Genomic DNA, 22721 nt, shown 5'->3' on the forward strand with positions numbered 1-22721 from the left:
ACTCCTCGCTCGTTATCGGTTCTGCCCGGTTTGGCGGCCCGCAGGCCTGCATCGGACTCAGACGCGCAGCATACCTGCGAACGCCGGATCGATCACTGCGTACCGTCCTGATGCCCGGTCTTCGAATGTTTTTTTCAACACACCGCATCAACCTGTGCAAGCTGACGCACCAACACGGCGCAGGCGGCACGACAGGGTCCTGACAGGACCGTGCCAGGGCTCGGGAAAGGCACGATGCTGTAAGATTTTCGTACAGCTTGAAAATTTTTTGCACCAAAACTGCACAGTGCGTCTACGCTCAGTGCACAAAGTATCCGTGATTTACTCACTGGGTAGGGTGAACCGGTAACGTTTTTGATTGTCTTGCCACGTTTGCCAGCGTCAAACACGAGAGCCGCACACGAGTCAACCCTATTTAAAACAAGGCCTTTGGAGCCCGGTTTCATGAGGTTTCACCGAGTCAATCGGTAAAATGTGAAAAAAATGTAAACGAAATCCGGGTTTGAGCATGCTTGTTGCATTCATCCCCGCACTGTCCAAAGGACCCGCCGGAAATGGGAACCTGCCGACATACAAATTAAAGTGGCAAGGCTGCCCTCAGGAGCTTCAAACGCGGTAATGACGGACTCTTTACACCGATGCCGGAAAAGAAAAAACAACATTAAAGTTGTGAATACGGTTGCGTCGGAACAGCTGAAATGCGACATGGATCGAGCCATTGGCGACATGGTCGTAAAGAAGCTGAAAGGTTGAATGGGCAAGTATCGCCAATAGGGTCGGCGTGATATAAGTTTGCGCCGACACAAAAAGAAAGAGCCGCCCAGATAATAAAACAGGTGGGACGGCAGTACTCTTCTAAAACCAAAGGAGCAAATCACGATGCGCGTGATGAAGTGGAGCATGATCGCACTGGCAGTTGCAGCAGCAGCCAGTACTCAAATGGCCTCGGCCGCACCTTTCGTAAGTGACCAGGCTGAAGCCAAAGGTTTTGTTGAAGATGCCAGCGCTAAACTGCTGCTGCGCAACTACTACTTCAACCGTGATCGCAAAGATGGCGCAACCGATCAGAAAGACTGGACCCAAGGTATCTGGGGCAACTTCAACTCCGGTTACACCCAAGGCACCGTAGGCGTCGGCGTTGATGCGTTCGGTTACCTGGCAGTCAAACTGGACGGCGGTGACGGCACTGGCGGCACCGGCAACATGAGCCGCGATGCCGATGGCCACGTCAACGACAGCCAAGGCAAAGCCGGCGCGGCGGTTAAATTCCGCGTCTCCAAGACCGAGCTGAAAGTCGGTGACCAGCAGCCAAGCACTGCCCCAGTGTTCGCTGTCGGTGGCTCCCGTGTCCTGCCTCAAACTGCCAGCGGTTTCCAACTGCAGAGCAGCGAAGTCAAAGACCTTGACCTCGAAGCCGGCCACTTCTACTCGGCAACCAGCCAGGACCGTAACGCTCGTGATGGCGGCCTGTTTGCAACCTACGCTGGCGTAGAAGCCAACACCATCGACTACGCTGGTGGTAAATATGCATTCAGCGACAACCTGAGCGCATCGATCTACGGCGCCCAGCTGGAAGACATCTGGAACCAGTACTACGGTAACCTGAACTACACCATCCCAATGGGTGGCGATCAGTCCCTGAACCTGGACGGTAACATCTACCGCACCACCGACACTGGCAGCTCCAAGGCTGGTGAGATCAGCAACACCGCGTTCTCCCTGGCAGCTGCTTTCTCGTTCCTGAAAGCGCACACCATCACCGTTGGCTTCCAGAAAATCAACGGCGACACGCCGTTCGACTACATCGGTGTAGGCAAGAACAACCGCGGCGGCGACTCGATCTTCCTCGCCAACTCCATCCAGTACTCTGACTTCAACGGTCCTAACGAGAAATCTGCCCAGGTCCGTTACGACATCAAGATGGCTGAGTACGGCGTTCCTGGTCTGAGCTTCATGACCCGTTACGTTAAAGGTTGGGACATCGACGGTACCAACACTCCAGCAGGCAGCCCTTACGCTGGTCTGTACGGTGCAGACGGCAAGCACAACGAAACCAACTTGGAAGCCAAGTACGTTGTTCAGTCTGGCCCGGCCAAAGATCTTTCCTTCCGTGTTCGTCAAGCCTGGCACTACGCTAACGCTGACGAAGGCGAAGGCGATATCAAAGAGTTCCGCCTGATCGTCGACTACCCGATTTCGGTTCTGTAATCACCGAAAGCTAGTTCGCGGTAATCAAAAAAAGGCCCATCCTCGGATGGGCCTTTTTTATTGGCTTTAGTTAACCGACCCACTCTTTCTAAAAATCTGATCAAGCGGTCAAACATGAGCCGAACGACTGATCGTTACACCGATGTCGATTCCTGAACCACCCGAATCACTCGCTGTGGGAACGGAATATCAATACCGGCGTCCTTCAAACGATCGCGCGCCTGCTCATTGAGCATGAAGATCACGCTCCAGTAATCCGCCGTTTTCACCCATGCCCGCAACGACACAGTGATCGAACTGTCGCCCAAGGTGGAAATCACCGCTTCCGGTGCAGGATCGGCCAGCACGCGCTCATCCTTGGCCAACGCCAACAACACCTCCCGGGCTTTCTGCAGGTCAGCCTGATAATCCACGCCGACATCGAACACTACCTTGCGGGTCGGCTGGCGATTGGTGTTGGTGATGATGCCGTTCGACAGATTGCCGTTTGGCACGATGACGGTCTTGTTGTCACCGGTGCGAATCACGGTGTGGAAGATCTGGATGCTGTCGACCGTACCGGCCACACCCTGGGCTTCGATCCAGTCACCGATGCGGAACGGGCGAAACAGCAGGATCAGTACGCCACCGGCGAAGTTCGCCAGGCTACCTTGCAGGGCCAGGCCAATCGCCAGGCCGGCCGCACCGATAGCGGCGACGAACGAAGTGGTTTCCACACCGATCATCGAAGCGACACTGACGATCAGCAATATCTTCAGGATGATGTTTGCCAGGGTACTGATAAACCCTTGCAGCGCCAGGTCGGCGTTACGCAAGGCCAGCAGCGCGCCCAGTTTCTGCGTCACCTTGTTGATCAACCACCAGCCGATGGCCAGGGTGATGACGGCCAGCAGCACGCGGCTGCCGTATTCCATGATCATGGGGATCCAGGTCTGGGAAGCCTTGACCAGGTTGTCCACTTCAGCATTCAAATCCATCTTTCTCTCCTATTCCTGTTGCACGCGGCATTTTGTGGCGCGGAGATTTATCCCCGCGCCACAATGTTTAATACAACCCAGTATCAGTCGCGGAAGTTGTTGAATTGCAGCGGCATACCGAATTCCTTGCCCCGCAGTGCCGCAATGGCTTCCTGCAAGTCGTCACGCTTCTTGCCGGTGACTCGCACCTGTTCGCCCTGGATGGCGGCTTGCACCTTGAGCTTGGCGTCCTTGATATGAGCGACGATCTTCTTCGCCAGCTCCTTGTCGATGCCTTCCTTGAGCACGGCTTCCTGCTTCATCAGCTTGCCCGAGGCATAGGCGTCCTTGACCTCAAGGCACTGCACGTCGATCTTGCGCTTGACCAACGCCAGCTTGAGGATCTCGATCATCGCCTCGAGCTGGAAGTCGGCCTCGGCGGTCAGGTTCACGGTCAGGTCTTTTTCCTTGAACTCGAAACTGCCCTTGCCCTTGAGGTCATAACGACGGTCGAGTTCCTTGACGGCGTTTTCAACCGCGTTGGTGACTTCGTGCTTGTCCAGTTCGGATACCACGTCGAATGACGGCATGTAGTGTTCTCCAAATAAAAAGGCGCGCCAGTATCAACGGCGCGCGCTTGGCTTGTGGTTAAAATCGGGCTCATTATAACGGCTCTTTTCCTGCCGACACTGCGAGCCCTCAGATGCCTGCGCCAATCCGAGTAAAAAACTGATGTCTACCACCTGGCATGTCCTGGGGGCCGGCAGTCTCGGCACGTTGTGGGCCACGCGCCTGGCCCGGGCCGGGTTGCCGGTTCGGCTGGTGTTGCGCAACGAAGCCCGCCTGCAGGCCTACCGCAGCGCCGGCGGCCTGACGCTGGTGGAACAGGGCCAGGCGCAGAGCTACCCGATACCTGGCGAAACGGCGGACAACCCGAAACCGATCAGGCGCCTGCTATTGGCCTGCAAAGCCTACGACGCGGAAGCGGCCGTGGCCTCGGTGGCCCATCGCCTGGACGCCGAATCGGAACTGATCCTGTTGCAGAACGGCCTCGGCAGCCAGGACACGGTGGCCAATTGCGTGCCCCAAGCCCGTTGCATCAGCGCCTCCAGCACCGAAGGCGCGTTCCGCGACGGTGACTGGCGCGTGGTATTCGCCGGCCACGGCTACACCTGGCTGGGCGATCCAGCTCACCCGGTGGCGCCGTTCTGGCTCGACGACCTGGCCGCTGCCGGCATTCCCCACGAGTGGAGCGCCGACATCCTCACCCGGCTCTGGCGCAAGCTGGCGCTCAATTGCGCAATCAACCCGCTGACCGTGCTGCACCACTGCAAGAACGGCGGCTTGCAGGAACACCGCTGCGAAGTGGCGACCTTGTGCGCAGAGCTCACTGACCTGCTCGAACGCTGCGGCCAGCCCGCGGCAGCCGAAGATTTGCAGCCGGAAGTCGAACGGGTGATCCAGGCCACCGCCGCCAATTACTCCTCGATGTACCAGGATGTCGCCAATCGGCGCCGCACCGAAATCAGCTACTTGCTCGGTTATGCCTGCAAGGTCGCCCAACGCCATGAACTGAGCGTGCCGCACCTGGAACAACTGCGACAGCGACTGATTGTCCACTTGCACAACCTCGGATTGCCCAGCGACTGAGCAGCGGCTACGCTGGCCCTCGTATTCCTTTTTAGCGACGAGTCTGATGCCATTGCGCCAGCGCCTTGAAAACCTCCCGGTCGGCCAGAAACTGCTGGCCGCCCTGTTGGTGTTGTTGACCACTGTCCTGCTGGTGGCCAACCTGACCTTTATCAGCGCCGCCTACTACATCTCCCAGGAAAGCATGGCACCCCAGGCCCTGCAGACCATTGGCCGACTGGTGGCCAATCCGAGCCTGATCTCCGACGCCCTGCAATCGCCACAAAGTGCCCAACGCTTGCTCGACGAGCTCAACAGCTACGCACCGCTGCGGGCGGCGGCGCTGTACGACGGCCAGGGCGAACGCCTGGCACAACTGCAACAGGGCGAAAAGCTCAAGCTGCCGGACCAATACCGCAACATACAAACCTGGCAGGCGGGCGAATTTCGCAGCAACCAGGTCATTACCCTGCCCCGCCCCGGCACGCTGCCCGGCCATCTGTTACTGGTGGCCAGCAGCGAATTGCCGACCGCGTTCTACACCGGCACCCTGACTGCCAGCCTCGGCATCCTGATTTTCAGCGTGTTGCTGTGGCTGATCATTGCCCAGCAGATCAAGCGCCTGATCACCCAGCCGATTCATCAACTTGAAGAACTGTCACGCCAGGTCACCCGCGAAGAGAACTATGCCCTGCGTGCCGCACGCGGCAACCACGATGAGATCGGCAGCCTGGCCGAGGCGTTCAACACCATGTTGTCGCGGATCGAAGCCCGGGAGCAGCAACTCAAGCGCGCGCGGGACGACTCCCAGGCCGCCTACGACCAGGCCCAGGGCCTGGCGGAAGAAACCCGCCATACCAATCGCAAGCTGGAGCTGGAAGTCCAGGTGCGCAGCAAGATCGAGAAAAAGCTCACCGGTTTCCAGAATTACCTCAACAGCATCATCGACTCCATGCCGTCGGCGCTGATCGCCCTCGACGAGCAGCTCTACGTCACCCAATGGAACCAGGAAGCCAGCGCCCTCTCCGGCACACGGCTGGACGAGGCGCTGAACCAGCCGATCTTCCTCGCTTTCGAACCGCTCAAGCCGTACCTGCCCCAACTCAAGCAGACCGTCGAGCAGCACACGGTGGCCAAGATCGAACGCGTCACCTGGACCAAGGACGACGAAGCCCGCCACTACGCCCTCACCTTCTACCCACTGATGGGGGGCGCCGGGCGTGGCGTGGTCATCCGGATCGATGACATCACCCAGCGCCTGTCGCTGGAAGAAATGATGGTGCAATCGGAGAAAATGCTCTCGGTCGGCGGCCTCGCGGCGGGCATGGCCCATGAAATCAACAACCCGTTGGGCGCGATCCTGCACAACGTGCAGAACATCCGCCGACGCCTGTCGCCGGAACTGCCCAAGAACCTCGAACAGGCCGAGCTGCTGGGTATCCCGTTAGAGGAGGTCAATCGTTACCTCCAGGGTAGGGAGATCCCGCAGCTGCTCGACGGCATCCAGCAAGCCGGCGCCCGGGCGGCAAAAATCGTTACCCACATGCTCAGTTTCAGTCGGCGCAGTACCCGGCAAATGGCGCCTTGCGACCTGCCCGCGCTGATCGACCAGGCAGTGGAAATCGCCGGCAACGACTTCGACCTGGCCATCGGCTTCGACTTCAAGGGCCAGGCGATCACCCGTCAATTCGATCCGAACCTGGGCCCGGTACCCGGTACGGCCAACGAGCTGGAACAGGTGCTGCTCAATCTGCTGAAAAACGCCGCCCAGGCGATCCATCAACGCCAGGACGACAGCGAGCCGGGGCGTATCATCCTGCGTACGCGGTTGAATCCACCGTGGGCGGAAATCCAGGTCGAGGACAACGGCATCGGCATGAGCGAGAACGTGCGCAAACGCACCTTCGAGCCTTTCTTCACCACCAAGGAGATCGGCCAGGGCACGGGCCTGGGGCTGTCGGTCTCGTATTTCATCATCACCAACAATCACAAGGGCCAGATGGAAGTGCAGTCGGCGCCGGGTCAAGGCACCTGCTTCACCTTGCGCCTGCCCCTGGCGGGCACTTCGATGGTGCCGCAGGAAAACAGACAACTGGAGCGCTGAGCATGGGTTTTCGCCTGTCGAAGATTTACACCCGCACCGGCGACAAAGGTGAAACCGGGTTGGGCGATGGTCGCCGCGTGGCAAAGGACCACCCACGGGTCGAGGCCATCGGCGAAGTGGATACACTGAATAGCCAGCTGGGTTTATTGCTGGCCGGGCTCGCCACTGAAACGACCCGACATCCGGGGCTGAAGGAGGTCAGTGACGTGCTGGCGCCTTGTCAGCACCGTCTGTTCGACCTCGGCGGGGAACTGGCGATGCCGGCTTATCAGGCCTTGAACGTCGCGGAAATCGAGCGGCTGGAAGCGGCGATCGATGGGTGGAACGAGGAATTGGGCCCCCTGGAAAACTTCATCCTGCCCGGTGGCTCGACGCTGGTAGCCCAGGCCCACGTCTGCCGCAGCCTGGCCCGCAGCGCCGAGCGGCGTTGCCAGCAACTGAACGCCATGGAACCGCTGGCCGGGCCGGGGCTGGCCTATATCAATCGGTTGTCGGATCTGCTGTTCGTGGCCGCGCGGGTCATTGCCCGGCGGCAAGGGGTGGCGGAAGTGCTTTGGGTGGCGGCGGCCAAGCCTGGGGGCTGAATCGTTCTTGAGGCCGCCATCGCGAGCAAGCTCGCTCCCACACGGGATCTTCGACGCTCACAGAACCCCTGTGGGAGCGAGCTTGCTCGCGATGGCGTCAGCGGTTACACCACAAAATCAAGCCTCAGGCCAAAACGCCCGAATCCCCGCCACACCCTGCGCCCCGGCCTCCCAGGCTTTTTGTCGCTCGCCAGGCCCGACTCCGCCCAACAGATAAACCGGCCTGTTAAAGCCCTCGATCAACCGCGCCGCCTCTGCCCACCCCAACGGCTGTGCGTCAGGATGGGTCTGGGTCGGTTGCACCGGCGAGAGCGTGACGAAGTCCACGTCCATCTGCTGCGCCAGGGACAGTTCCTCGGCGTTATGGCAGGAGGCCGCCAGCCAGCGGTCCTTGCCGAACGGTCGACCGGCCGCAGCATGCTTGCGCAGTTGTGCGGCGGTAATGTGCCAGCCAGCGGAAGGAAAATCCCCCAGCCATTCGAACGGCCCCTTGAGCATCAGCTGGGCCTTGCCGGCACACAGCCCCGCCGCGTCCACCGCCAGATCGCGGTATTGCGGGTCGTAACCATTGGGGGCACGTAGCTGGACCAACTTGATCCCACCGGCAATCGCCTTCTGCATGCCGCGCAGCAAGGCCGGCGTCTCAAGACCTTCAGGGGTAATCAGGTACTCGCCCGGCAAACGGGCCGCCGCGACGATCGGCTGATTGGCGGCCGGAAACTCATAGTTCGTCAGGTCGCGGGCCGTCACCCAAGCCAACGGCTGCCCTTCGGCACCGTGGGGCTCACCGGTGAACGCAGAGACTTCCCAGACATCCAGCAACACCTGTTTGTCCGGGTAGTCGTGACGCACCTTGATCAACGGTCGAGCAGCCTCGACGACAATGCCCAGCTCTTCATGAAGTTCGCGGGCCAGGGCGGTTTCGACGGACTCATCGGCCTCGACCTTGCCACCGGGGAACTCCCACAGGCCGCCCTGGTGCTGGGTGTCGGCCCGTCGGGCGATCAGGATTTTACCGGCGGCATCGCGGATGACCGCCGCCGCCACATGGACTCGTTTCACCGCGCAGTGTCCTCCAGGCCAGCTTGTTGCCACGCCTTGAACGCTGGCCATTGATATAGGGTTTCGACGTAGGCCTCATCGACCTCCGACAGTTTCACCTGATAAGTGCGCAAGCGCACGGCAACAGGAGCAAAAAACGCATCGGCCAGGCTCACGCGGCCAAACAGATAGGGACCGGTTTCGGTCGCCGTGGCACGGCATTCGGCCCATAGCGCCAGCATCCGCTGGATTTCCGCCTGCACATCAGATGGCATCGGCGACAACGGCGCATCGTGCAGCAGGTCCATGGGCATGTGGCTGCGCAGGGCAAAAAAACCGCTGTGCATCTGCGCACAGGCCGAGCGTGCCTGGGCCCGGGCGGCCACATCCTTGGGCCAGAGACTGGCCTCGGGAAACTGTTCAGCCAGGTATTCGGCAATCGCCAGGGAATCGGCGATCACGCCGAACTCGGTCTTGAGCAACGGGACCTTGGCCGTGGCCGAATACTTGAGCAGCTTCTCGCGGGTGTCGGGTTGATCGAGCCTGACCAGCTCTTCGGTGTACTTCGCGCCGGTCAGCGCCAGGGCCAACGCGCCGCGCAGGGACCAGGAAGATAGATCTTTGTCGCCGATGATCAGGTGCAGGCTCATGTGGATTCCTTTCTTGTGGTTCTGAGGTGTCTGTTCTGGCGCCATCGCGAGCAAGCTCGCTCCCACAGTGGATCGGTGGTGTGAACACTTTCTAAGTCACCCAACAAATCCCTGTGGGAGCGAGCTTGCTCGCGATTGGAGCAGCTCGCTCCCGGGCCTGTTAAGTCCGGTACTCAGCGTTGATCTTCACGTACTCGTGGGACAGGTCGGTGGTCCAGATGGTTTCGCTGCAATCCCCCCGTCCCAGCTCGATACGGATGGTGATTTCTTCCTGTTGCATGACCGCCGCGCCCTGGGCTTCGGTGTAGGTCGCAGCGCGAGCGCCTTGGCTGGCGATGCAGACTTCACCGAGGAACACGTCGATCTTGCTCACGTCCAGCTCAGGCACGCCGGCACGGCCAACGGCGGCGAGAATGCGGCCCCAGTTAGGGTCGGAGGCGAACAGCGCGGTCTTGATCAGCGGCGAGTGGGCCACGGTGTAGCCAACATCCAGGCATTCCTGGTGATTGCCACCGCCGTTGACCTGCACGGTCACGAACTTGGTCGCGCCTTCGCCGTCACGGACGATGGCCTGGGCCACTTCCATGCACACTTCAAACACCGCCTGTTTCAGAGCCGCGAACAGCGGGCCGCTGGCTTCGGTGATTTCCGGCAGGCTAGCCTTGCCGGTGGCGATCAGCATGCAGCAGTCGTTGGTGGAGGTGTCGCCGTCGATGGTGATGCGGTTGAACGACTTGTTGGCACCGTCGAGCATCAGGTCTTGCAGCACCTGGCGCGAGACTTTGGCGTCGGTGGCGATGTAGCCGAGCATGGTCGCCATGTTCGGGCGGATCATGCCAGCGCCTTTGCTGATACCGGTGACCGTGATGGTCACGCCATCGTGCTCGAACTGGCGGCTCGCGCCCTTGGGCAAGGTGTCGGTGGTCATGATGCCGGTGGCGGCCGCGGCCCAATTGTTTTCCGACAGGTCATCGAGCGCGGCTTGCAGCGCGCCTTCGATCTTCTCGACCGGCAGCGGCTCGCCGATCACGCCAGTGGAATACGGCAGCACCTGGCTGGCATCGACACCGGTCAGCTCAGCCAGCTTGGCGCAAGTACGCTCGGCAGCGGCCAGGCCTGGCGCGCCGGTACCGGCGTTGGCGTTACCGGTGTTGGTCAGCAGGTAACGCACCGGCCCCTGCACGCGCTGCTTGGCCAGGATGACCGGCGCGGCGCAAAAGGCATTGAGGGTGAACACGCCAGCGACCGTCGAGCCTTCGGCGCAACGCATGACCACGACGTCCTTGCGCCCGGGGCGCTTGATGCCCGCCGAGGCAATACCGAGTTCAAAACCGGCAACCGGGTGCAACGTTGGCAACGGACCAAGACCAACAGCCATGAATGCGCTCCTAAATGAGATGTCTATCGACGCCGTCCTCATCGAGACGGCGAATCAAAATGGCAAAACGCCGCGACGGATAAAATCCGGTCGCGGCGCGGGTGGTTCAGCGTTGGAACGGGTTTATTGGATCTGCCCGTGGCAATGCTTGTATTTCTTGCCCGAACCGCAATAGCACAGTTCGTTACGGCCCAGCTTCTGCTCGTTGCGCACCGGTGCGGTCGCAAGGGCGACATCCACATCGACGCCCTCTTCGGCAACCACTTCCAGGCCCGGGGCTTCGGCGTGTTCGAACTGCATGCGCGCAGCCAGGGCTTCGGCTTCCTGGCGCAGGCGGGCTTCTTCTTCGGCCGGGTCTTCGCGGCGAACCTGAACGTGGGACAGCACACGGATCGAGTCGCGCTTGATCGAGTCGAGCAACTCGGAGAACAGCGTGTAGGACTCGCGCTTGTACTCCTGCTTCGGGTTCTTCTGGGCGTAACCGCGCAAATGGATACCGTGACGCAGGTGGTCCATGGTCGACAGGTGGTCTTTCCACAAGTCGTCCAGTACCCGCAGCACAATCTGCTTCTCGAAGGAACGCAGCGCCTCGGCGCCCGCTTGATCTTCCTTCTCGTTGTAGGCCGCGATCAGTTCGGCCAGCAGTTTCTCGCGCAGGGTTTCTTCATACAGGTGATCGTCTTCGTCGAGCCATTGCTGGATCGGCAATGCCACGCCGAAATCGTTCTGCAAGGCGGATTCCAGGCCGGCGACGTCCCACTGTTCCGGCAGCGACTGCGGCGGGATGTGGGCGCTGACAGTGGCGTTGAGCACGTCCTGGCGGAAATCGGCGATGGTTTCGCCAATGTTGTCGGCGGCCAACAAACTGTTACGCATGTGATAGATCACTTTACGCTGTTCGTTGTTGACGTCGTCGAACTCGAGCAATTGCTTACGGATATCGAAGTTGCGGCCTTCGACCTTGCGCTGGGCCTTCTCGATGGCGTTGGTCACCATGCGGTGCTCGATCGCCTCGCCTGGCTGCATGCCCAGGGCCTTCATGAAGTTCTTCACCCGGTCAGAGGCGAAGATGCGCATCAGGCTGTCTTCCAGGGACAGGTAGAAACGGCTGGAACCGGCGTCACCCTGGCGACCGGCACGGCCACGCAGCTGGTTGTCGATACGACGCGACTCGTGACGCTCGGAAGCGATCACCTGCAAACCGCCGGATTCGAGTACCTGCTGGTGACGTTTCTGCCAGTCAGCCTTGATCTGCGCGATCTGCTCTGGGGTCGGGCTTTCCAGGCTGGCGACTTCCACTTCCCAGTTGCCACCCAAGAGGATGTCGGTACCACGGCCCGCCATGTTGGTGGCGATGGTCAGCGCACCCGGGCGGCCGGCCTGGGCGATGATCTCGGCTTCCTTCTCGTGGAACTTGGCGTTGAGGACCTTGTGCTCGATGCCTTCCTTGTTGAGCAGGGCGGACATGTGCTCGGAGGTCTCGATGGTGGCGGTACCCACCAGGATCGGACGGCCCTGGGCCATGCCGTCCTTGATGTCGTTGATGATCGCCGCGTACTTCTCTTCGGCGGTCAGGAACACCAGGTCGTTGTAGTCTTTACGGGCCAGCGGCTTGTTCGGCGGAATCACCACCACTTGCAGGCCGTAGATCTGGTGGAACTCGAACGCTTCGGTATCAGCGGTACCGGTCATGCCGGACAGCTTGTTATACAGGCGGAAGTAGTTCTGGAAGGTGGTCGAGGCCAGGGTCTGGCTCTCGGCCTGGATGTTCAGGCCTTCCTTCGCTTCGATGGCCTGGTGCAGGCCTTCGGACAGGCGACGACCCGGCATGGTACGGCCGGTGTGTTCGTCCACCAGTACGACCTGGCCGTCCTGCACGATGTATTCGACGTTGCGATGGAACAGCTTGTGCGCACGCAGGCCAGCATAAACGTGGGTCAGCAGGCCCAGGTTGTGGGCCGAGTACAGGCTCTCGCCTTCGGCCAGCAAACCAATACGGGTGAGCATTTCCTCGACGAACTGGTGACCCGCTTCGTTGAGCTCGACCTGACGGGTCTTCTCGTCAACGGTGTAGTGCCCGGCCTGGGTCACTTCGCCTTCGACTTCCTCGACGTGCAACTTGAGCTGCGGGATCAGTTTGTTGATCTCGATGTACAGCTTGGAGCTGTCCTCGGCCTGACCGGAAATGATCAGCGGGGTACGGGCTTCGTCGATGAGGATGGAGTCGACTTCGTCGATCACGGCAAAGTTGAGTTCACGCTGGAATTTTTCTTCCATGCTGAACGCCATGTTGTCGCGCAGGTAGTCGAACCCGAATTCGTTGTTGGTGCCGTAGGTGATGTCGGCAGCGTAGGCGGCGCGCTTCTCTTCCGGCGGCTGGAACGGCGTGACGACGCCGACAGTCAGGCCGAGGAATTCGTAGAGCGGGCGCATCCAGTTGGCGTCGCGACGGGCCAGGTAGTCGTTGACCGTCACTACGTGCACGCCCTTGCCGGACAGCGCGTTGAGGTACACGCCCAAGGTCGCCACGAGGGTCTTGCCCTCACCGGTACGCATTTCGGCGATCTTGCCTTCGTGCAAGGTCATGCCACCGATCAACTGAACGTCGAAGTGGCGCATGCCCATGATCCGCTTGCCGGCTTCACGGGCGACCGCAAAGGCTTCAGGCAGGAGCTGGTCAAGGGTTTCCCCCTTGGCGATGCGGTCCTTGAATTCGGCAGTCTTGGCGCGTAACTGATCGTCCGAAAGGGCCACCATTTGCTCTTCGAAGGCATTGACAGTCTGTACCGTCTTGAGCATGCGCTTGACTTCACGCTCGTTCTTGCTTCCAAAAAGTTTCTTTAACAAAGGCGCAAACATATCGGCAGGATCTTCCACACTAAAGGGATGGAGGGCGGCCCCGTGAGTCGCCCGTGCAGCCCTCATGGCCGCATGCGAACGAGCATTCTACCCGGAAACGATGGAGAGGAAAGTGGCGTTATTCCACGATGCTGGCACAGCGCTGTGACGGGGCTTGCATAAAATAAGGGCTTTTGCGCGAACTTCAACCCATCCAGAGCAGAAGTTACTCATTGATTGTGCAGCCAAAAGCCGCTGGGCGAGAGGGTCGAGGCGCATCCGGCGCTTTCTGCTACCATGGCGCCTCTGTCACTTGCGGTATTCATTCATGGCCTTTCGCCCCCTTCCAGCCAAGGCGCCCGCCGTTCTGCTGCGCGAAGCCAAGCCGCTGAAAGCCATCTTTGGCCACGCCAAACGCCTGGGTCACCTGCAACGCCTGCTCGACAGCCAGTTGCAACCGGCTGCGCGCGAGCATTGCCACGTGGCCTCCTGGCGCGAAGGCAGTTTGCTGCTGATCGTCACCGACGGCCACTGGGCCACACGCCTGCGCTATCAGCAAAAACGCCTGCTGCGCCAACTCCAGGTCTTCGAAGAATTCGCCAACCTGACGCGGATCCTGTTCAAGGTACAACCGCCCACCGTCCAGGTCGGCGTCAAGGGGCACACGCTGGATTTGTCCACCGACGCCGCGGCGACTATCCAGGCCACGGCGGACGGCATCACCGACCCCAACCTGCGGGCGGCGCTTGAGCGATTGGCGGCGCATGCCAGGCCCAAGGGCTGAGATTTTCGGCGGCAGTTAGATAGCTATCGCGAGCAAGCTCGCTCCCACAGGGGATCTGCGGCGGGCACCTGTTTCGTGTACGACGCCGATCCCTTGTGGGAGCGAGCTTGCTCGCGATGGCGGCGGGTCAGCCAGCCTATTTTTCGCCTGTTAGACCGCTATCGCGAGCAAGCTCGCTCCCACAGGGGATCTGCGGCGGGCACCTGTTTCGTGCACGACGCCGATCCCTTGTGGGAGCGAGCCTGCTCGCGATAGCGGCGACTCGGTCCTGACTACCGGCGCTTGCTGCCCCCCAGCAACGACCCCATCAACCCACGCACCAATTGCCGGCCCAACTGATTGGCCGCCTGGCGCATCGCCGATTTAAGCGCCTGGCCGGCTGCCGTGCCGAGGAATTCCCCGGCCTTTTCGGTGAAGCTCGGTTCTTCCGCCGTCGGCTTGCCCGGCGCCTCTTCGGCCTGCGGCTCCAGCCCTTTGCGGCCCATCAGCACTTCATAGGCCGATTCGCGATCAATGGGCTTGTCATAGCGCCCTTGCAACGGCGAACTGGCGATCAACCCGGCGCGCTCGGCTTCGCTCAGCGGCCCGATGCGCGATTGCGGTGGCGCCACCAGCACGCGCTGGACCACTTCCGGCGTACCTTTTTCCTGCAAGGTGCCCACCAAGGCTTCACCGATGCCCAGTTCGGTCAGCACCGCCAGGGCATCGAACTGCGGGTTGGGCCGGAAACCGTCGGCCACCGCCCGCAGGGATTTCTGCTCCTTGGCAGTAAAGGCCCGCAACCCGTGCTGGATGCGCAAGCCCAACTGCGCCAGCACGTCGTCCGGCAAGTCGCCCGGCGACTGGGTCACGAAATACACCCCCACGCCCTTGGAACGGATCAGCCGCACCACTTGCTCCAGGCGCTCCTGCAAGGCCTTGGGCGTGCCGGCAAAAAGCAAATGCGCCTCGTCGAAGAACAGCGCCAACAGCGGTTTGTCTGCATCGCCGCGCTCGGGCAATTGCTCGAACAGCTCAGCCAGCAGCCATAACAGGAATGTCGCGTAGACCTTCGGCGCCTCGTGGACCAGGCGGCTGGCGTCGAGCAAGTGGATGCGGCCACGGCCATCGCTGGCCGGTTGCAGGATGTCTTCGAGCTGCAAGGCTGGCTCGCCGAACAACGCGTCCGCGCCCTGCTGTTCCAGGGTGGACAAGCGTCGCAACAACGCCTGGCTGGAACCGGTGGTCATCAAGGCCGCGTCGTCCCCCAGCAACTCGGGATTGTCCTTGAGATGGTTGAGCAGCGCCTTCAGGTCCTTGAGGTCCAGCAGCAACAGACCTTCGCGGTCGGCCACCTTGAACGCGGCGTAGAGCGCCGACTGCTGGCTGTCCGTCAGTTCCAGCAGACTGCCGATCAACAACGGGCCCATTTCACTCAAGGTGGTGCGCAGTGGATGACCGGACTGGCCATGGATATCCCACAAGGTCACCGGGTAAGCCTGGGGCTTGTGGTTGAGCCAAGGCATGCCGGCGATGCGCTCGGCGATCTTGCCCTGGGGGTTGCCGGCCGCGCCGAGGCCGCACAGGTCACCCTTGATGTCCGCCGCGAACACCGCCACGCCGGCATCGCTGAACATTTCGGCCAGGCGCTGCAAGGTGACGGTCTTGCCGGTACCGGTGGCACCCGCCACCAGACCATGACGGTTCGCCAGGCGCATGGCCTGGGCGATGGGCTGGCCGCTAAGGTCGGCCCCGATAACGAGTTGCGATGAGTCAGGCATGTGGTCACCCGTGGTGTTTGCGATATGACGCCATTTTGCACGTTTATATAAAAGCATGCCTGGCGCATTAAGCCCCTGGCGCCAGGAATAATAGCCGGCGAACCAGGACTGGCCCTATCGCGAGCAAGCTCGCTCCCACATGGGATCGGTGCCCCTCCTGTGGGAGCGAGCTTGCTCGCGATAGGGCCCTGTCAAACCCGGCAATACTCCACTGACACCCCACCCCCACAACCCCAACCGAACATCTATTCTTACTAAAGGTCAACACAGGAGAACACTGACCGGAGGGACGTTCATCGTGCATATAGCGGACATAACCATGTTCTACGCCCCCGCCAGCGGAGGCGTGCGCACTTATCTGGATGCCAAGCACCGGCGCCTGGGCGATCGGCCCGGTATTCGCCACAGCCTGTTGATCCCCGGCGCGCATTTGAGCGAGCACGATGGGATCTACAAGGTTCCGGCCCCTGCACTGCCGTTCGGCAAGGGCTATCGCTTCCCCCTTCGCCTGGCCCCCTGGCGCAATGTCCTGCGCGATCTACAGCCCGATCTGATTGAAGTCGGCGATCCCTACCTCACGGCCTGGGCCGCACTGGATGCCCGTCGCCAGCTCGACGTGCCCGTCATCGGTTTCTATCACTCCGACCTGCCACTGCTGGTCAGCAACCGCATGGGCAACTGGTTCACCCCCAACATCGAAGCTTATGTCAGCAAGTTGTACGGCAATTTCGACCGGGTGCTGGCGCCGAGCCAGGTCATGGCCGACAAACTGACCGGATTGGGGGTCAAGAACGTCTACGTGCAACCGTTGGGCGTCGACCTGCAAACCTTCAACCCGGCCGCCCGCGACCCGGAGTTGCGCGCCGAGCTGGGCATCGCCGAAGACGCGCGCCTGCTGATTTTCGCCGGGCGCGGCTCCAAGGAAAAAAACCTGCCGGTGCTGCTCAAGTGCATGAAACGCCTGGGCGAGCGCTACCACCTGCTGCTGGTGGGCTCGTCGATGCCCGCCTTGGTGCCGGACAACGTCACGGTGATCGATGAATTCTGCCCGGCACCGCAAGTCGCCCGGCTCATGGCCAGCGCCGATGCCCTGCTGCACGCCGGCGATCAGGAAACCTTCGGCCTGGTGATCCTCGAAGCCATGGCCAGTGGCATTCCGGTGGTGGCGGTGGCGGCCGGGGCCTTTACCGAAATCGTCGATGAAGACTGCGGCCTGCTGTGCACACCCAACAATCCACAGGCCATGGCCAATGCCGTGCGCCAACTGTTTGCCGAAGGCTGCCAGCGCCGTGGTGTGCTGGCGCGCCAGCATGTGGAGCAGCATTACGCCTGGGATACCGTGGTCAACAGCTTGCTGGGGCACTACTACGCGGTGCTCGGCGGGCAGATGCCACTGCTGGCCAATGGTTGAGGTGAGGTCCGTGTCGATGAACCGCTCGCCCCGCGCGCTCCTGCTGGTGCTGCACGACGTGGCACCGCAAACCTGGCCCGACTACCAGCCCTTCGTCGAAGCCGTCGACGCCCTCGGCCAGGTGCCGATGACCTGGTTGGTGGTGCCTGACTTTCACCGCAACAACGCCCTGGAGGCTCACCCCGGCTTTCGGCGCCTGCTCGACAGCCGGGTCGAGCGCGGCGACGAACTGGTGTTGCATGGCTACTACCATTGCGACGACGGCCCTGTCGCCCGCCACCCCAAGGACTGGTTCATGCGCCGGGTCTATACCCATGAGGGTGAGTTCTACAACCTGTCCGAGGCCGCCGCCCTCGCCCGCCTGCGCGCCGGTATCGAAACCTTTGAACGCTACCACTGGCCGTTGGAAGGTTTCGTCGCCCCGGCCTGGCTGATGAGCGAAGGCACGCGCCAGGCCTTGCGCCAGTTGCCGCTGAGCTACACCAGCGACACCCGACACCTTTATCGCCTGCCTGACTTCACCGCCATCGATGCGCCGGGGCTGGTCTGGAGTGCCCGCAGCGCCTGGCGCCGTGGCCTGTCGAAAGTCATCAGTGACCAACGCGAACAGCGCTGGCGCCAGGCCCCGGTGATTCGCCTGGGCCTGCACCCGGTGGACATGCGCCATGCCTTTTCCCGGGACTATTGGCTGCGCACCCTCGAACGCCTGCTCAACGACGGTCGTGTACCCATGACCAAAGTCGACTGGCTGGCGACCCAGGGGCTGCGGGCCCGCAGCGCCGCATGAAACGGCTGATCTGGTTGGGCGCCGCCCTGCTCACGGCGCTACTGGTGCCGCTGCTGGTCGGTGGCGGGGAAATGTGGTCGCGGGTGCAGCGCTTTCCCTTGCCGCTACTGCTGGCCATGCTCGGCATGATCGTGCTGTGCTGGGGCTTGAACTCCGTGCGCTTGCGCCTGCTGCTGGGGGAGCACCGTGGGCGCATCGGCGCTCTGAAAAGCATCGGCGTGGTGATGTCCACCGAGTTCGCCATGTGCGCGACGCCCGGTGGCAGTGGCGGCCCACTGACGCTGATGGCCTTGCTGGCGCGCAACGGCGTGCGCCCGGCCCATGGCAGCGCGGTGTTTGCCATGGATCAGTTGAGTGACTTGCTGTTCTTCCTCTGCGCCTTGGTGGGCATTCTGTTTTACGCGCTGTTCCAGAACCTCAGCCAGCGCATGGAATGGATGCTGGCGTTAAGCGCGATTTCATTGTTTGGCGGGTTGTTCGGCTGCGTGCTGGTGGCCCGCTATCACCGCAGATTGATTCTGCTGGGCGCTCGACTGCTGCGCCACTTGCGTGTCAAAGCTGTCACCCGTCGGCGCTGGGCCCGCAAGATCCTGAGCTTTCTGGCGGCGTTCACCGACACCTTGAAACTGCCAAAACAGACACTGTTCCAGGTCTTCGGCCTGACCTGCCTGCATTGGGCGCTGCGCTACAGCGTGTTGTACCTGGCATTGAAGGGGCTGGGGGCAGATTTGCAGTGGGCCTGGAGTTTCCTGATCCAGATGCTGTCCCTGAGCGCGGGACAGTTCAGCCTGCTACCGGGCGGCGCCGGGGCGGCCGAATTGACTTCCGCGGCGCTGCTGGCACCCATGGTGGGCAAATCTACCGCGGCGGCGGCGATTCTGATCTGGCGGGCGGTGACCTATTACTTTTATCTGGTGGCCGGTGGGCCGGTGTTCTTCCTGATGGTCGGGCGGCCGTTGCTCAAGAAACTGATCAGGCTCAGACAGGCCTGACGTATCACGGCTTCTGCTCGGGCTCGTCCTGGGGATGCAGTTGCTCCCACAATTGCGCAGCATCGGGAAACTCAGTGCCGTCCTCCGGGCCCAACGCATCTGGGTCATAGCGGCTGAGGCAGCCCTCGCCCAAGGTCGCCGGCGCCTTGGAGGTGGCTTTGTCCAATGGATCGGTCATGGCTCAATGCTGCTCCCGTAAGAAGGTTGCATGAATGCTGCGCCTGTAGGAGCTGACGAGCGAAGCGAGGCTGCGATCTTTCCCCTACCGATTGAGTCTCGAGCGAAAGATCAAAATCAAAAGATCGCAGCCTTCGGCAGCTCCTACAAGTGCCCAAAGCCAGTCAGAACACCACGGTCTTGTTGCCGTGCACCAGCACCCGGTCTTCCAGGTGATAACGCAGGCCCCGGGCCAACACCATCTTCTCTACGTCACGGCCGAAACGCACCATGTCTTCGATGCTGTCGCTGTGGCTGACGCGCACCACGTCCTGCTCGATGATCGGACCGGCATCCAACTCTTCGGTCACGTAGTGACAGGTGGCGCCAATCAGCTTCACACCACGCATCGACGCCTGGTGATACGGCTTGGCACCGACGAACGACGGCAGGAAACTGTGGTGGATGTTGATGACCTTATGGGCGTATTCGCGGCACAAGGCCGGCGGCAGGATTTGCATGTAGCGGGCCAGCACCACCACCTCGGCATCGTGCTGCTTGACCAGCCGCGAGACTTCGGCGAACGCCGGCTGCTTGTCCTGCGGATTGACCGGCACGTGGTAGTAAGGGATGCCGTGCCATTCCACCATGCTGCGCAAGTCGTCATGATTGGAAATCACACAGGCGATGTCGCAATCGAGCTCATCGCTGTGCCAGCGGTGCAACAGGTCGGCCAGGCAGTGGGACTCACGACTGGCCATCAGCACCACGCGTTTTTTCTGCGCGGTGTCGGTGATACGCCAGTCCATCGAGAACTCTTCGGCAATGGGGGCGAATGCTTCACGGAAGGCTTCGATACCGAAGGGCAGCGAATCGGCACGAATCTCGTGACGCATGAAAAACCAACCACTTTGATTGTCCGAGTGATGGCTTGCTTCGGTGATCCAGCCGTTATGGGACGCCAGAAAGTTACTGACTTTAGCAACGATGCCGACGCGGTCCGGACAAGCAATCACCAGACGAAAAGTGCGCATTAGGGAAACTCCAGAACTTCGCAAAGGCGGCCATTCTAGCCATTGCGCGGCAAAACTGCAGTATCGATGAGACGCCAAATCTCGACGACGGCCCCAAAGCCACGACCGGCGTGGCCCGGGAAAGCAGGCTATATGTGTGAACAGATGTGAAGACTCTGTCGCGGTATTTAACTGCAACAGGCGTTTTTGTGGCGCAGCACTAATTAATTAAATAAAACACCGGTTAAATGTTTACTTGATGAAACTGTCTGATTACTATTGCCGCACTGTGTCCTTGTCACCCGCGTCCTACATAAGGTAGTCCACATGTCCTTGATCAATGAATACCGCGCCACAGAAGAAGCTATCAAAGAACTGCAAGCTCGCCTGAAAAACCTGTCCCAAGACGACAAACTGCAAACCGAGCTTGAATTCGAAGGCAAACTGCGCACTCTGATGGGCGAATACTCCAAGTCGCTGCGCGACATCATTGCCCTGCTGGATCCAGAAGCCAAGTCGAGCAAAGCACCACGTGGCGCCGTGAAAACTACTGGCACCAAACGCGCTCGCAAAGTTAAGCAATACAAGAACCCGCACAACGGCGAAGTCATCGAAACCAAAGGTGGCAACCACAAGACTCTGAAAGAGTGGAAAGCCAAGTGGGGCGGTGACGTGGTGGAAGGCTGGGCAACCCTGCTGGGCTAAGCCTCACCGGTTCGCACCGTTCTTAGCGAACAAAAAAACGCCAGCGATTGCTGGCGTTTTTTATGCCTGTCATCTTTTTACTTCATCACGGTTCAAGGCTTAAACGTTTGCGCAATTGCTGACTGTAGCCCTGCCACTCCCTGAGTACTTCTTGCTGCACGGGTGTAGACAGAGCCATCCACTCCCCCATCGCCGCATCAAAACTTTCCAAGGTATTAGGCGCGCCCCACTCCGGGGATGACAGCCGTTGTTGACAGAAAAGTCTCCAACGCGCCTGCTCTTCAGGACTCAACGTGTCTGGAAAGTTGCGCGCGCGATATCGGAACAATAGTTCTGGCAAACGCTCATCATCGAAAGGCCAGCGTTCTTGAGCCAATTGCGCGGGGTCAGCCATACGCACTTGTTCACATAAACGTCGATCGCGATCCCCCAGGAAGCCCGCGTATAACTGTTGCTCGGGATCCTCGCTGGCGGTGAAATCCTCCCGACCATAAATAGCCTGAAGTTTATCCTGCCAAACTTTCTGTGCGTCAGTTAGCCGCAATGCCCGTTGCTGATAGCCCTCCATGTCCAATTCCAGTCGCTGCTGGTCCTCGGCACGCAGCACCGACAATGGCGCGATCACCGGGCATTTGTTGATATGGATAAGCTTGAGCGGCACCGGCAACTCACCTTCGAGCAATTCTTCACGGCGGGTATATAAACGCTGGCGCAGGCTTTCGGCATCGTCGTCCAGCAGGCCCTGGGGGTCCAGGTGCAGGTCGCAGACGATCAGGGCGTTGCGGTTTTTCGGGTGCCAGGCCAGCGGCAAGACCACACCGATGTAGTTGCGCGCCGCCGAGAAGCGACCGGAAATATGCACCATGGGCTGCAACAGGCGAATCTGGTCCATCACCTTCTGTTTGCTGCGTAACTGGAACAGCCAGTCGTAGAGCCGGGGCTGCTGCTGACGGATCAGCCGGGCCAGGGCGATGGTCGCGCGCACGTCCGACAACGCATCGTGGGCCTGGCCGTGGTCGATGCCATTGGCGGCGGTCAGGCGCTCGAGCTTGAGGGTCACGCGACCGTCCTCTTGCGGCCAGACAATGCCTTGCGGGCGCAGCGCATAGGCCGCGCGCACCAGGTCGATCAAATCCCAGCGACTGTTGCCGCCCTGCCATTCCCGTGCGTACGGGTCGAAGAAATTCCGATAGAGGCTGTAGCGGGTCATTTCATCGTCGAAGCGCAGGGTGTTGTAGCCGGCGCCACAGGTACCGGGCGCGGCCAGGTGGCCGTGGACACGGGTCATGAAATCGGCTTCGCTCAAGCCTTTTTCGGCCAGGCATGTCGGGGTGATACCGGTAATTGCACAGGCCGCCGGATGCGGCAGGATGTCATCGCTGGGCCGGCAATACAGGTTCACCGGTTCGTCGATTTCATTGAGTTCGAAATCGGTACGGATACCCGCCACCTGCAAGGGCCGGTCGCAACGCGGGTTGATGCCGGTGGTTTCGTAGTCGTACCAGAAAATGGAAGTCACGGGCTGTTCCTGAACTGAAGACTGGCGAAGTCTAGGCGCTCGAACCCGCCTGCGACCAGCAGTCCTGTAACTTTTGAATGCCAACACAGGGTTCCACCACCCACCCCATGTGGGAGCGAGCTTGCTCGCGATAGCGGTGGCTCGGCTTGCATCCATGTTGAATGGACTGCCGTCATCGCGAGCAAGCTCGCTCCCACAGTTGATCT

19 protein-coding genes are annotated in these 22721 nt (G+C 60.8%); 9 read left to right on the plus strand and 10 right to left on the minus strand.

Annotated features, from left to right (window positions below; all coding sequences use genetic code 11):
* The first annotated feature begins 879 nt into the window (after nt 1–879).
* Nucleotides 880–2208 (plus strand): OprD family porin, encoded by a 1329-nt coding sequence (locus tag LOY50_RS22375; RefSeq protein ID WP_214509413.1) that lies wholly within the window; start codon nt 880–882, stop codon nt 2206–2208.
* 134 nt (nt 2209–2342) lie between these two features.
* Here the strand turns inward: LOY50_RS22375 and LOY50_RS22380 are convergent, their stop codons facing one another.
* Both LOY50_RS22380 and LOY50_RS22385 read right to left on the minus strand, forming a co-directional pair.
* Complete coding sequence (locus LOY50_RS22380; protein ID WP_214509412.1) at nt 2343–3185, minus strand: mechanosensitive ion channel family protein; 843 nt, start codon at nt 3183–3185, stop codon at nt 2343–2345.
* A gap of 83 nt (nt 3186–3268) precedes the next feature.
* Entirely contained in the window at nt 3269–3754 is a 486-nt protein-coding gene (locus tag LOY50_RS22385) for a YajQ family cyclic di-GMP-binding protein (protein ID WP_003205057.1), read from the minus strand.
* A 142-nt stretch (nt 3755–3896) separates the two neighbouring features.
* Between LOY50_RS22385 and LOY50_RS22390 the strand changes: the two genes are divergently transcribed.
* Genes LOY50_RS22390 through LOY50_RS22400 form a run of 3 tightly spaced genes read left to right on the plus strand, consistent with a single transcriptional unit; the run spans nt 3897 to nt 7481 of the window.
* Nucleotides 3897–4814 (plus strand): putative 2-dehydropantoate 2-reductase, encoded by a 918-nt coding sequence (locus LOY50_RS22390; protein ID WP_258689212.1) that lies wholly within the window; start codon nt 3897–3899, stop codon nt 4812–4814.
* A gap of 46 nt (nt 4815–4860) precedes the next feature.
* Nucleotides 4861–6897 carry an ATP-binding protein gene (locus LOY50_RS22395; RefSeq protein ID WP_214509410.1) on the plus strand — a complete coding sequence of 679 codons (2037 nt, stop codon included), beginning with the start codon at nt 4861–4863 and terminating at the stop codon, nt 6895–6897.
* Nucleotides 6898–6899: 2 nt separating this feature from the next.
* Complete coding sequence (locus tag LOY50_RS22400) at nt 6900–7481, plus strand: cob(I)yrinic acid a,c-diamide adenosyltransferase (protein WP_258689213.1); 582 nt, start codon at nt 6900–6902, stop codon at nt 7479–7481.
* A 117-nt stretch (nt 7482–7598) separates the two neighbouring features.
* Here LOY50_RS22400 and LOY50_RS22405 read toward each other — a convergent pair whose 3' ends face one another.
* The 4 genes from LOY50_RS22405 to secA form a co-directional block, all read right to left on the minus strand.
* Nucleotides 7599–8543: a Nudix family hydrolase gene (locus tag LOY50_RS22405; RefSeq protein ID WP_253477589.1), complete on the minus strand. Its 945-nt coding sequence runs from the start codon at nt 8541–8543 to the stop codon at nt 7599–7601.
* A complete protein-coding gene (locus LOY50_RS22410) occupies nt 8540–9172 on the minus strand; it encodes a glutathione S-transferase family protein (protein WP_253477592.1) in 633 nt (210 codons plus the stop codon). Before LOY50_RS22410 ends, LOY50_RS22405 begins: the two co-directional genes overlap by 4 nt.
* A 160-nt stretch (nt 9173–9332) precedes the next feature.
* On the minus strand, nt 9333–10550 hold the full coding sequence (argJ, locus tag LOY50_RS22415; protein WP_057452545.1) for a bifunctional glutamate N-acetyltransferase/amino-acid acetyltransferase ArgJ: 1218 nt from the start codon (nt 10548–10550) through the stop codon (nt 9333–9335).
* Between the two features lie 123 nt (nt 10551–10673).
* On the minus strand, nt 10674–13409 hold the full coding sequence (gene secA, locus LOY50_RS22420; RefSeq protein WP_253477597.1) for a preprotein translocase subunit SecA: 2736 nt from the start codon (nt 13407–13409) through the stop codon (nt 10674–10676).
* A 307-nt stretch (nt 13410–13716) separates the two neighbouring features.
* Between secA and LOY50_RS22425 the strand changes: the two genes are divergently transcribed.
* Nucleotides 13717–14172, plus strand: a complete 456-nt coding sequence (locus tag LOY50_RS22425; protein WP_253477600.1) for a DUF721 domain-containing protein — start codon at nt 13717–13719, stop codon at nt 14170–14172.
* A gap of 272 nt (nt 14173–14444) precedes the next feature.
* Here the strand turns inward: LOY50_RS22425 and LOY50_RS22430 are convergent, their stop codons facing one another.
* The gene (locus tag LOY50_RS22430; protein WP_003205079.1) at nt 14445–15932 is read right to left on the minus strand and encodes a helicase HerA-like domain-containing protein; all 1488 of its coding nucleotides are present in this window, start codon (nt 15930–15932) and stop codon (nt 14445–14447) included.
* Nucleotides 15933–16251: 319 nt separating this feature from the next.
* Between LOY50_RS22430 and LOY50_RS22435 the strand changes: the two genes are divergently transcribed.
* From LOY50_RS22435 to LOY50_RS22445, 3 genes are read left to right on the plus strand one after another with little or no spacing between them, the layout of a single operon-like run.
* The gene (locus tag LOY50_RS22435) at nt 16252–17343 is read left to right on the plus strand and encodes a glycosyltransferase family 1 protein (protein ID WP_258689214.1); all 1092 of its coding nucleotides are present in this window, start codon (nt 16252–16254) and stop codon (nt 17341–17343) included.
* Between the two features lie 16 nt (nt 17344–17359).
* Complete coding sequence (locus tag LOY50_RS22440) at nt 17360–18130, plus strand: DUF2334 domain-containing protein (RefSeq protein ID WP_258689215.1); 771 nt, start codon at nt 17360–17362, stop codon at nt 18128–18130.
* Nucleotides 18127–19122 carry a lysylphosphatidylglycerol synthase transmembrane domain-containing protein gene (locus LOY50_RS22445; RefSeq protein WP_258689216.1) on the plus strand — a complete coding sequence of 332 codons (996 nt, stop codon included), beginning with the start codon at nt 18127–18129 and terminating at the stop codon, nt 19120–19122. The genes LOY50_RS22440 and LOY50_RS22445 overlap by 4 nt, the downstream gene beginning before the upstream one ends.
* A 4-nt stretch (nt 19123–19126) precedes the next feature.
* Here the strand turns inward: LOY50_RS22445 and LOY50_RS22450 are convergent, their stop codons facing one another.
* A complete protein-coding gene (locus tag LOY50_RS22450) occupies nt 19127–19300 on the minus strand; it encodes a hypothetical protein (protein WP_003205087.1) in 174 nt (57 codons plus the stop codon).
* Nucleotides 19301–19463: 163 nt separating this feature from the next.
* A complete protein-coding gene (gene purU / locus LOY50_RS22455) occupies nt 19464–20312 on the minus strand; it encodes a formyltetrahydrofolate deformylase (RefSeq protein WP_003205089.1) in 849 nt (282 codons plus the stop codon).
* 306 nt (nt 20313–20618) lie between these two features.
* Here purU and mvaT point away from each other — a divergent pair, with 306 nt between their 5' ends.
* Nucleotides 20619–20996 carry a histone-like nucleoid-structuring protein MvaT gene (gene mvaT, locus LOY50_RS22460; RefSeq protein ID WP_003205091.1) on the plus strand — a complete coding sequence of 126 codons (378 nt, stop codon included), beginning with the start codon at nt 20619–20621 and terminating at the stop codon, nt 20994–20996.
* Between the two features lie 85 nt (nt 20997–21081).
* Here mvaT and sbcB read toward each other — a convergent pair whose 3' ends face one another.
* Entirely contained in the window at nt 21082–22515 is a 1434-nt protein-coding gene (gene sbcB / locus LOY50_RS22465; protein ID WP_253477611.1) for an exodeoxyribonuclease I, read from the minus strand.
* Nucleotides 22516–22721 lie beyond the last annotated feature (206 nt).

It is taken from the genome of Pseudomonas sp. B21-010, assembly GCF_024749325.1.
GTDB lineage: Bacteria > Pseudomonadota > Gammaproteobacteria > Pseudomonadales > Pseudomonadaceae > Aquipseudomonas > Aquipseudomonas kilonensis.

What these genes read in the sequence shown, in the direction of transcription:
- LOY50_RS22375 (WP_214509413.1), top strand. Translation starts at nt 880, where the DNA reads ATGCGCGTGATGAAGTGGAGCATGATCGCACTGGCAGTTGCAGCAGCA.
- LOY50_RS22380 (WP_214509412.1), bottom strand. Translation starts at nt 3,185, where the DNA reads ATGGATTTGAATGCTGAAGTGGACAACCTGGTCAAGGCTTCCCAGACC.
- LOY50_RS22385 (WP_003205057.1), bottom strand. Translation starts at nt 3,754, where the DNA reads ATGCCGTCATTCGACGTGGTATCCGAACTGGACAAGCACGAAGTCACC.
- LOY50_RS22390 (WP_258689212.1), top strand. Translation starts at nt 3,897, where the DNA reads ATGTCTACCACCTGGCATGTCCTGGGGGCCGGCAGTCTCGGCACGTTG.
- LOY50_RS22395 (WP_214509410.1), top strand. Translation starts at nt 4,861, where the DNA reads ATGCCATTGCGCCAGCGCCTTGAAAACCTCCCGGTCGGCCAGAAACTG.
- LOY50_RS22400 (WP_258689213.1), top strand. Translation starts at nt 6,900, where the DNA reads ATGGGTTTTCGCCTGTCGAAGATTTACACCCGCACCGGCGACAAAGGT.
- LOY50_RS22410 (WP_253477592.1), bottom strand. Translation starts at nt 9,172, where the DNA reads ATGAGCCTGCACCTGATCATCGGCGACAAAGATCTATCTTCCTGGTCC.
- argJ (WP_057452545.1), bottom strand. Translation starts at nt 10,550, where the DNA reads ATGGCTGTTGGTCTTGGTCCGTTGCCAACGTTGCACCCGGTTGCCGGT.
- secA (WP_253477597.1), bottom strand. Translation starts at nt 13,409, where the DNA reads ATGTTTGCGCCTTTGTTAAAGAAACTTTTTGGAAGCAAGAACGAGCGT.
- LOY50_RS22425 (WP_253477600.1), top strand. Translation starts at nt 13,717, where the DNA reads ATGGCCTTTCGCCCCCTTCCAGCCAAGGCGCCCGCCGTTCTGCTGCGC.
- LOY50_RS22430 (WP_003205079.1), bottom strand. Translation starts at nt 15,932, where the DNA reads ATGCCTGACTCATCGCAACTCGTTATCGGGGCCGACCTTAGCGGCCAG.
- LOY50_RS22435 (WP_258689214.1), top strand. Translation starts at nt 16,252, where the DNA reads ATGTTCTACGCCCCCGCCAGCGGAGGCGTGCGCACTTATCTGGATGCC.
- LOY50_RS22440 (WP_258689215.1), top strand. Translation starts at nt 17,360, where the DNA reads ATGAACCGCTCGCCCCGCGCGCTCCTGCTGGTGCTGCACGACGTGGCA.
- LOY50_RS22445 (WP_258689216.1), top strand. Translation starts at nt 18,127, where the DNA reads ATGAAACGGCTGATCTGGTTGGGCGCCGCCCTGCTCACGGCGCTACTG.
- LOY50_RS22450 (WP_003205087.1), bottom strand. Translation starts at nt 19,300, where the DNA reads ATGACCGATCCATTGGACAAAGCCACCTCCAAGGCGCCGGCGACCTTG.
- purU (WP_003205089.1), bottom strand. Translation starts at nt 20,312, where the DNA reads ATGCGCACTTTTCGTCTGGTGATTGCTTGTCCGGACCGCGTCGGCATC.
- mvaT (WP_003205091.1), top strand. Translation starts at nt 20,619, where the DNA reads ATGTCCTTGATCAATGAATACCGCGCCACAGAAGAAGCTATCAAAGAA.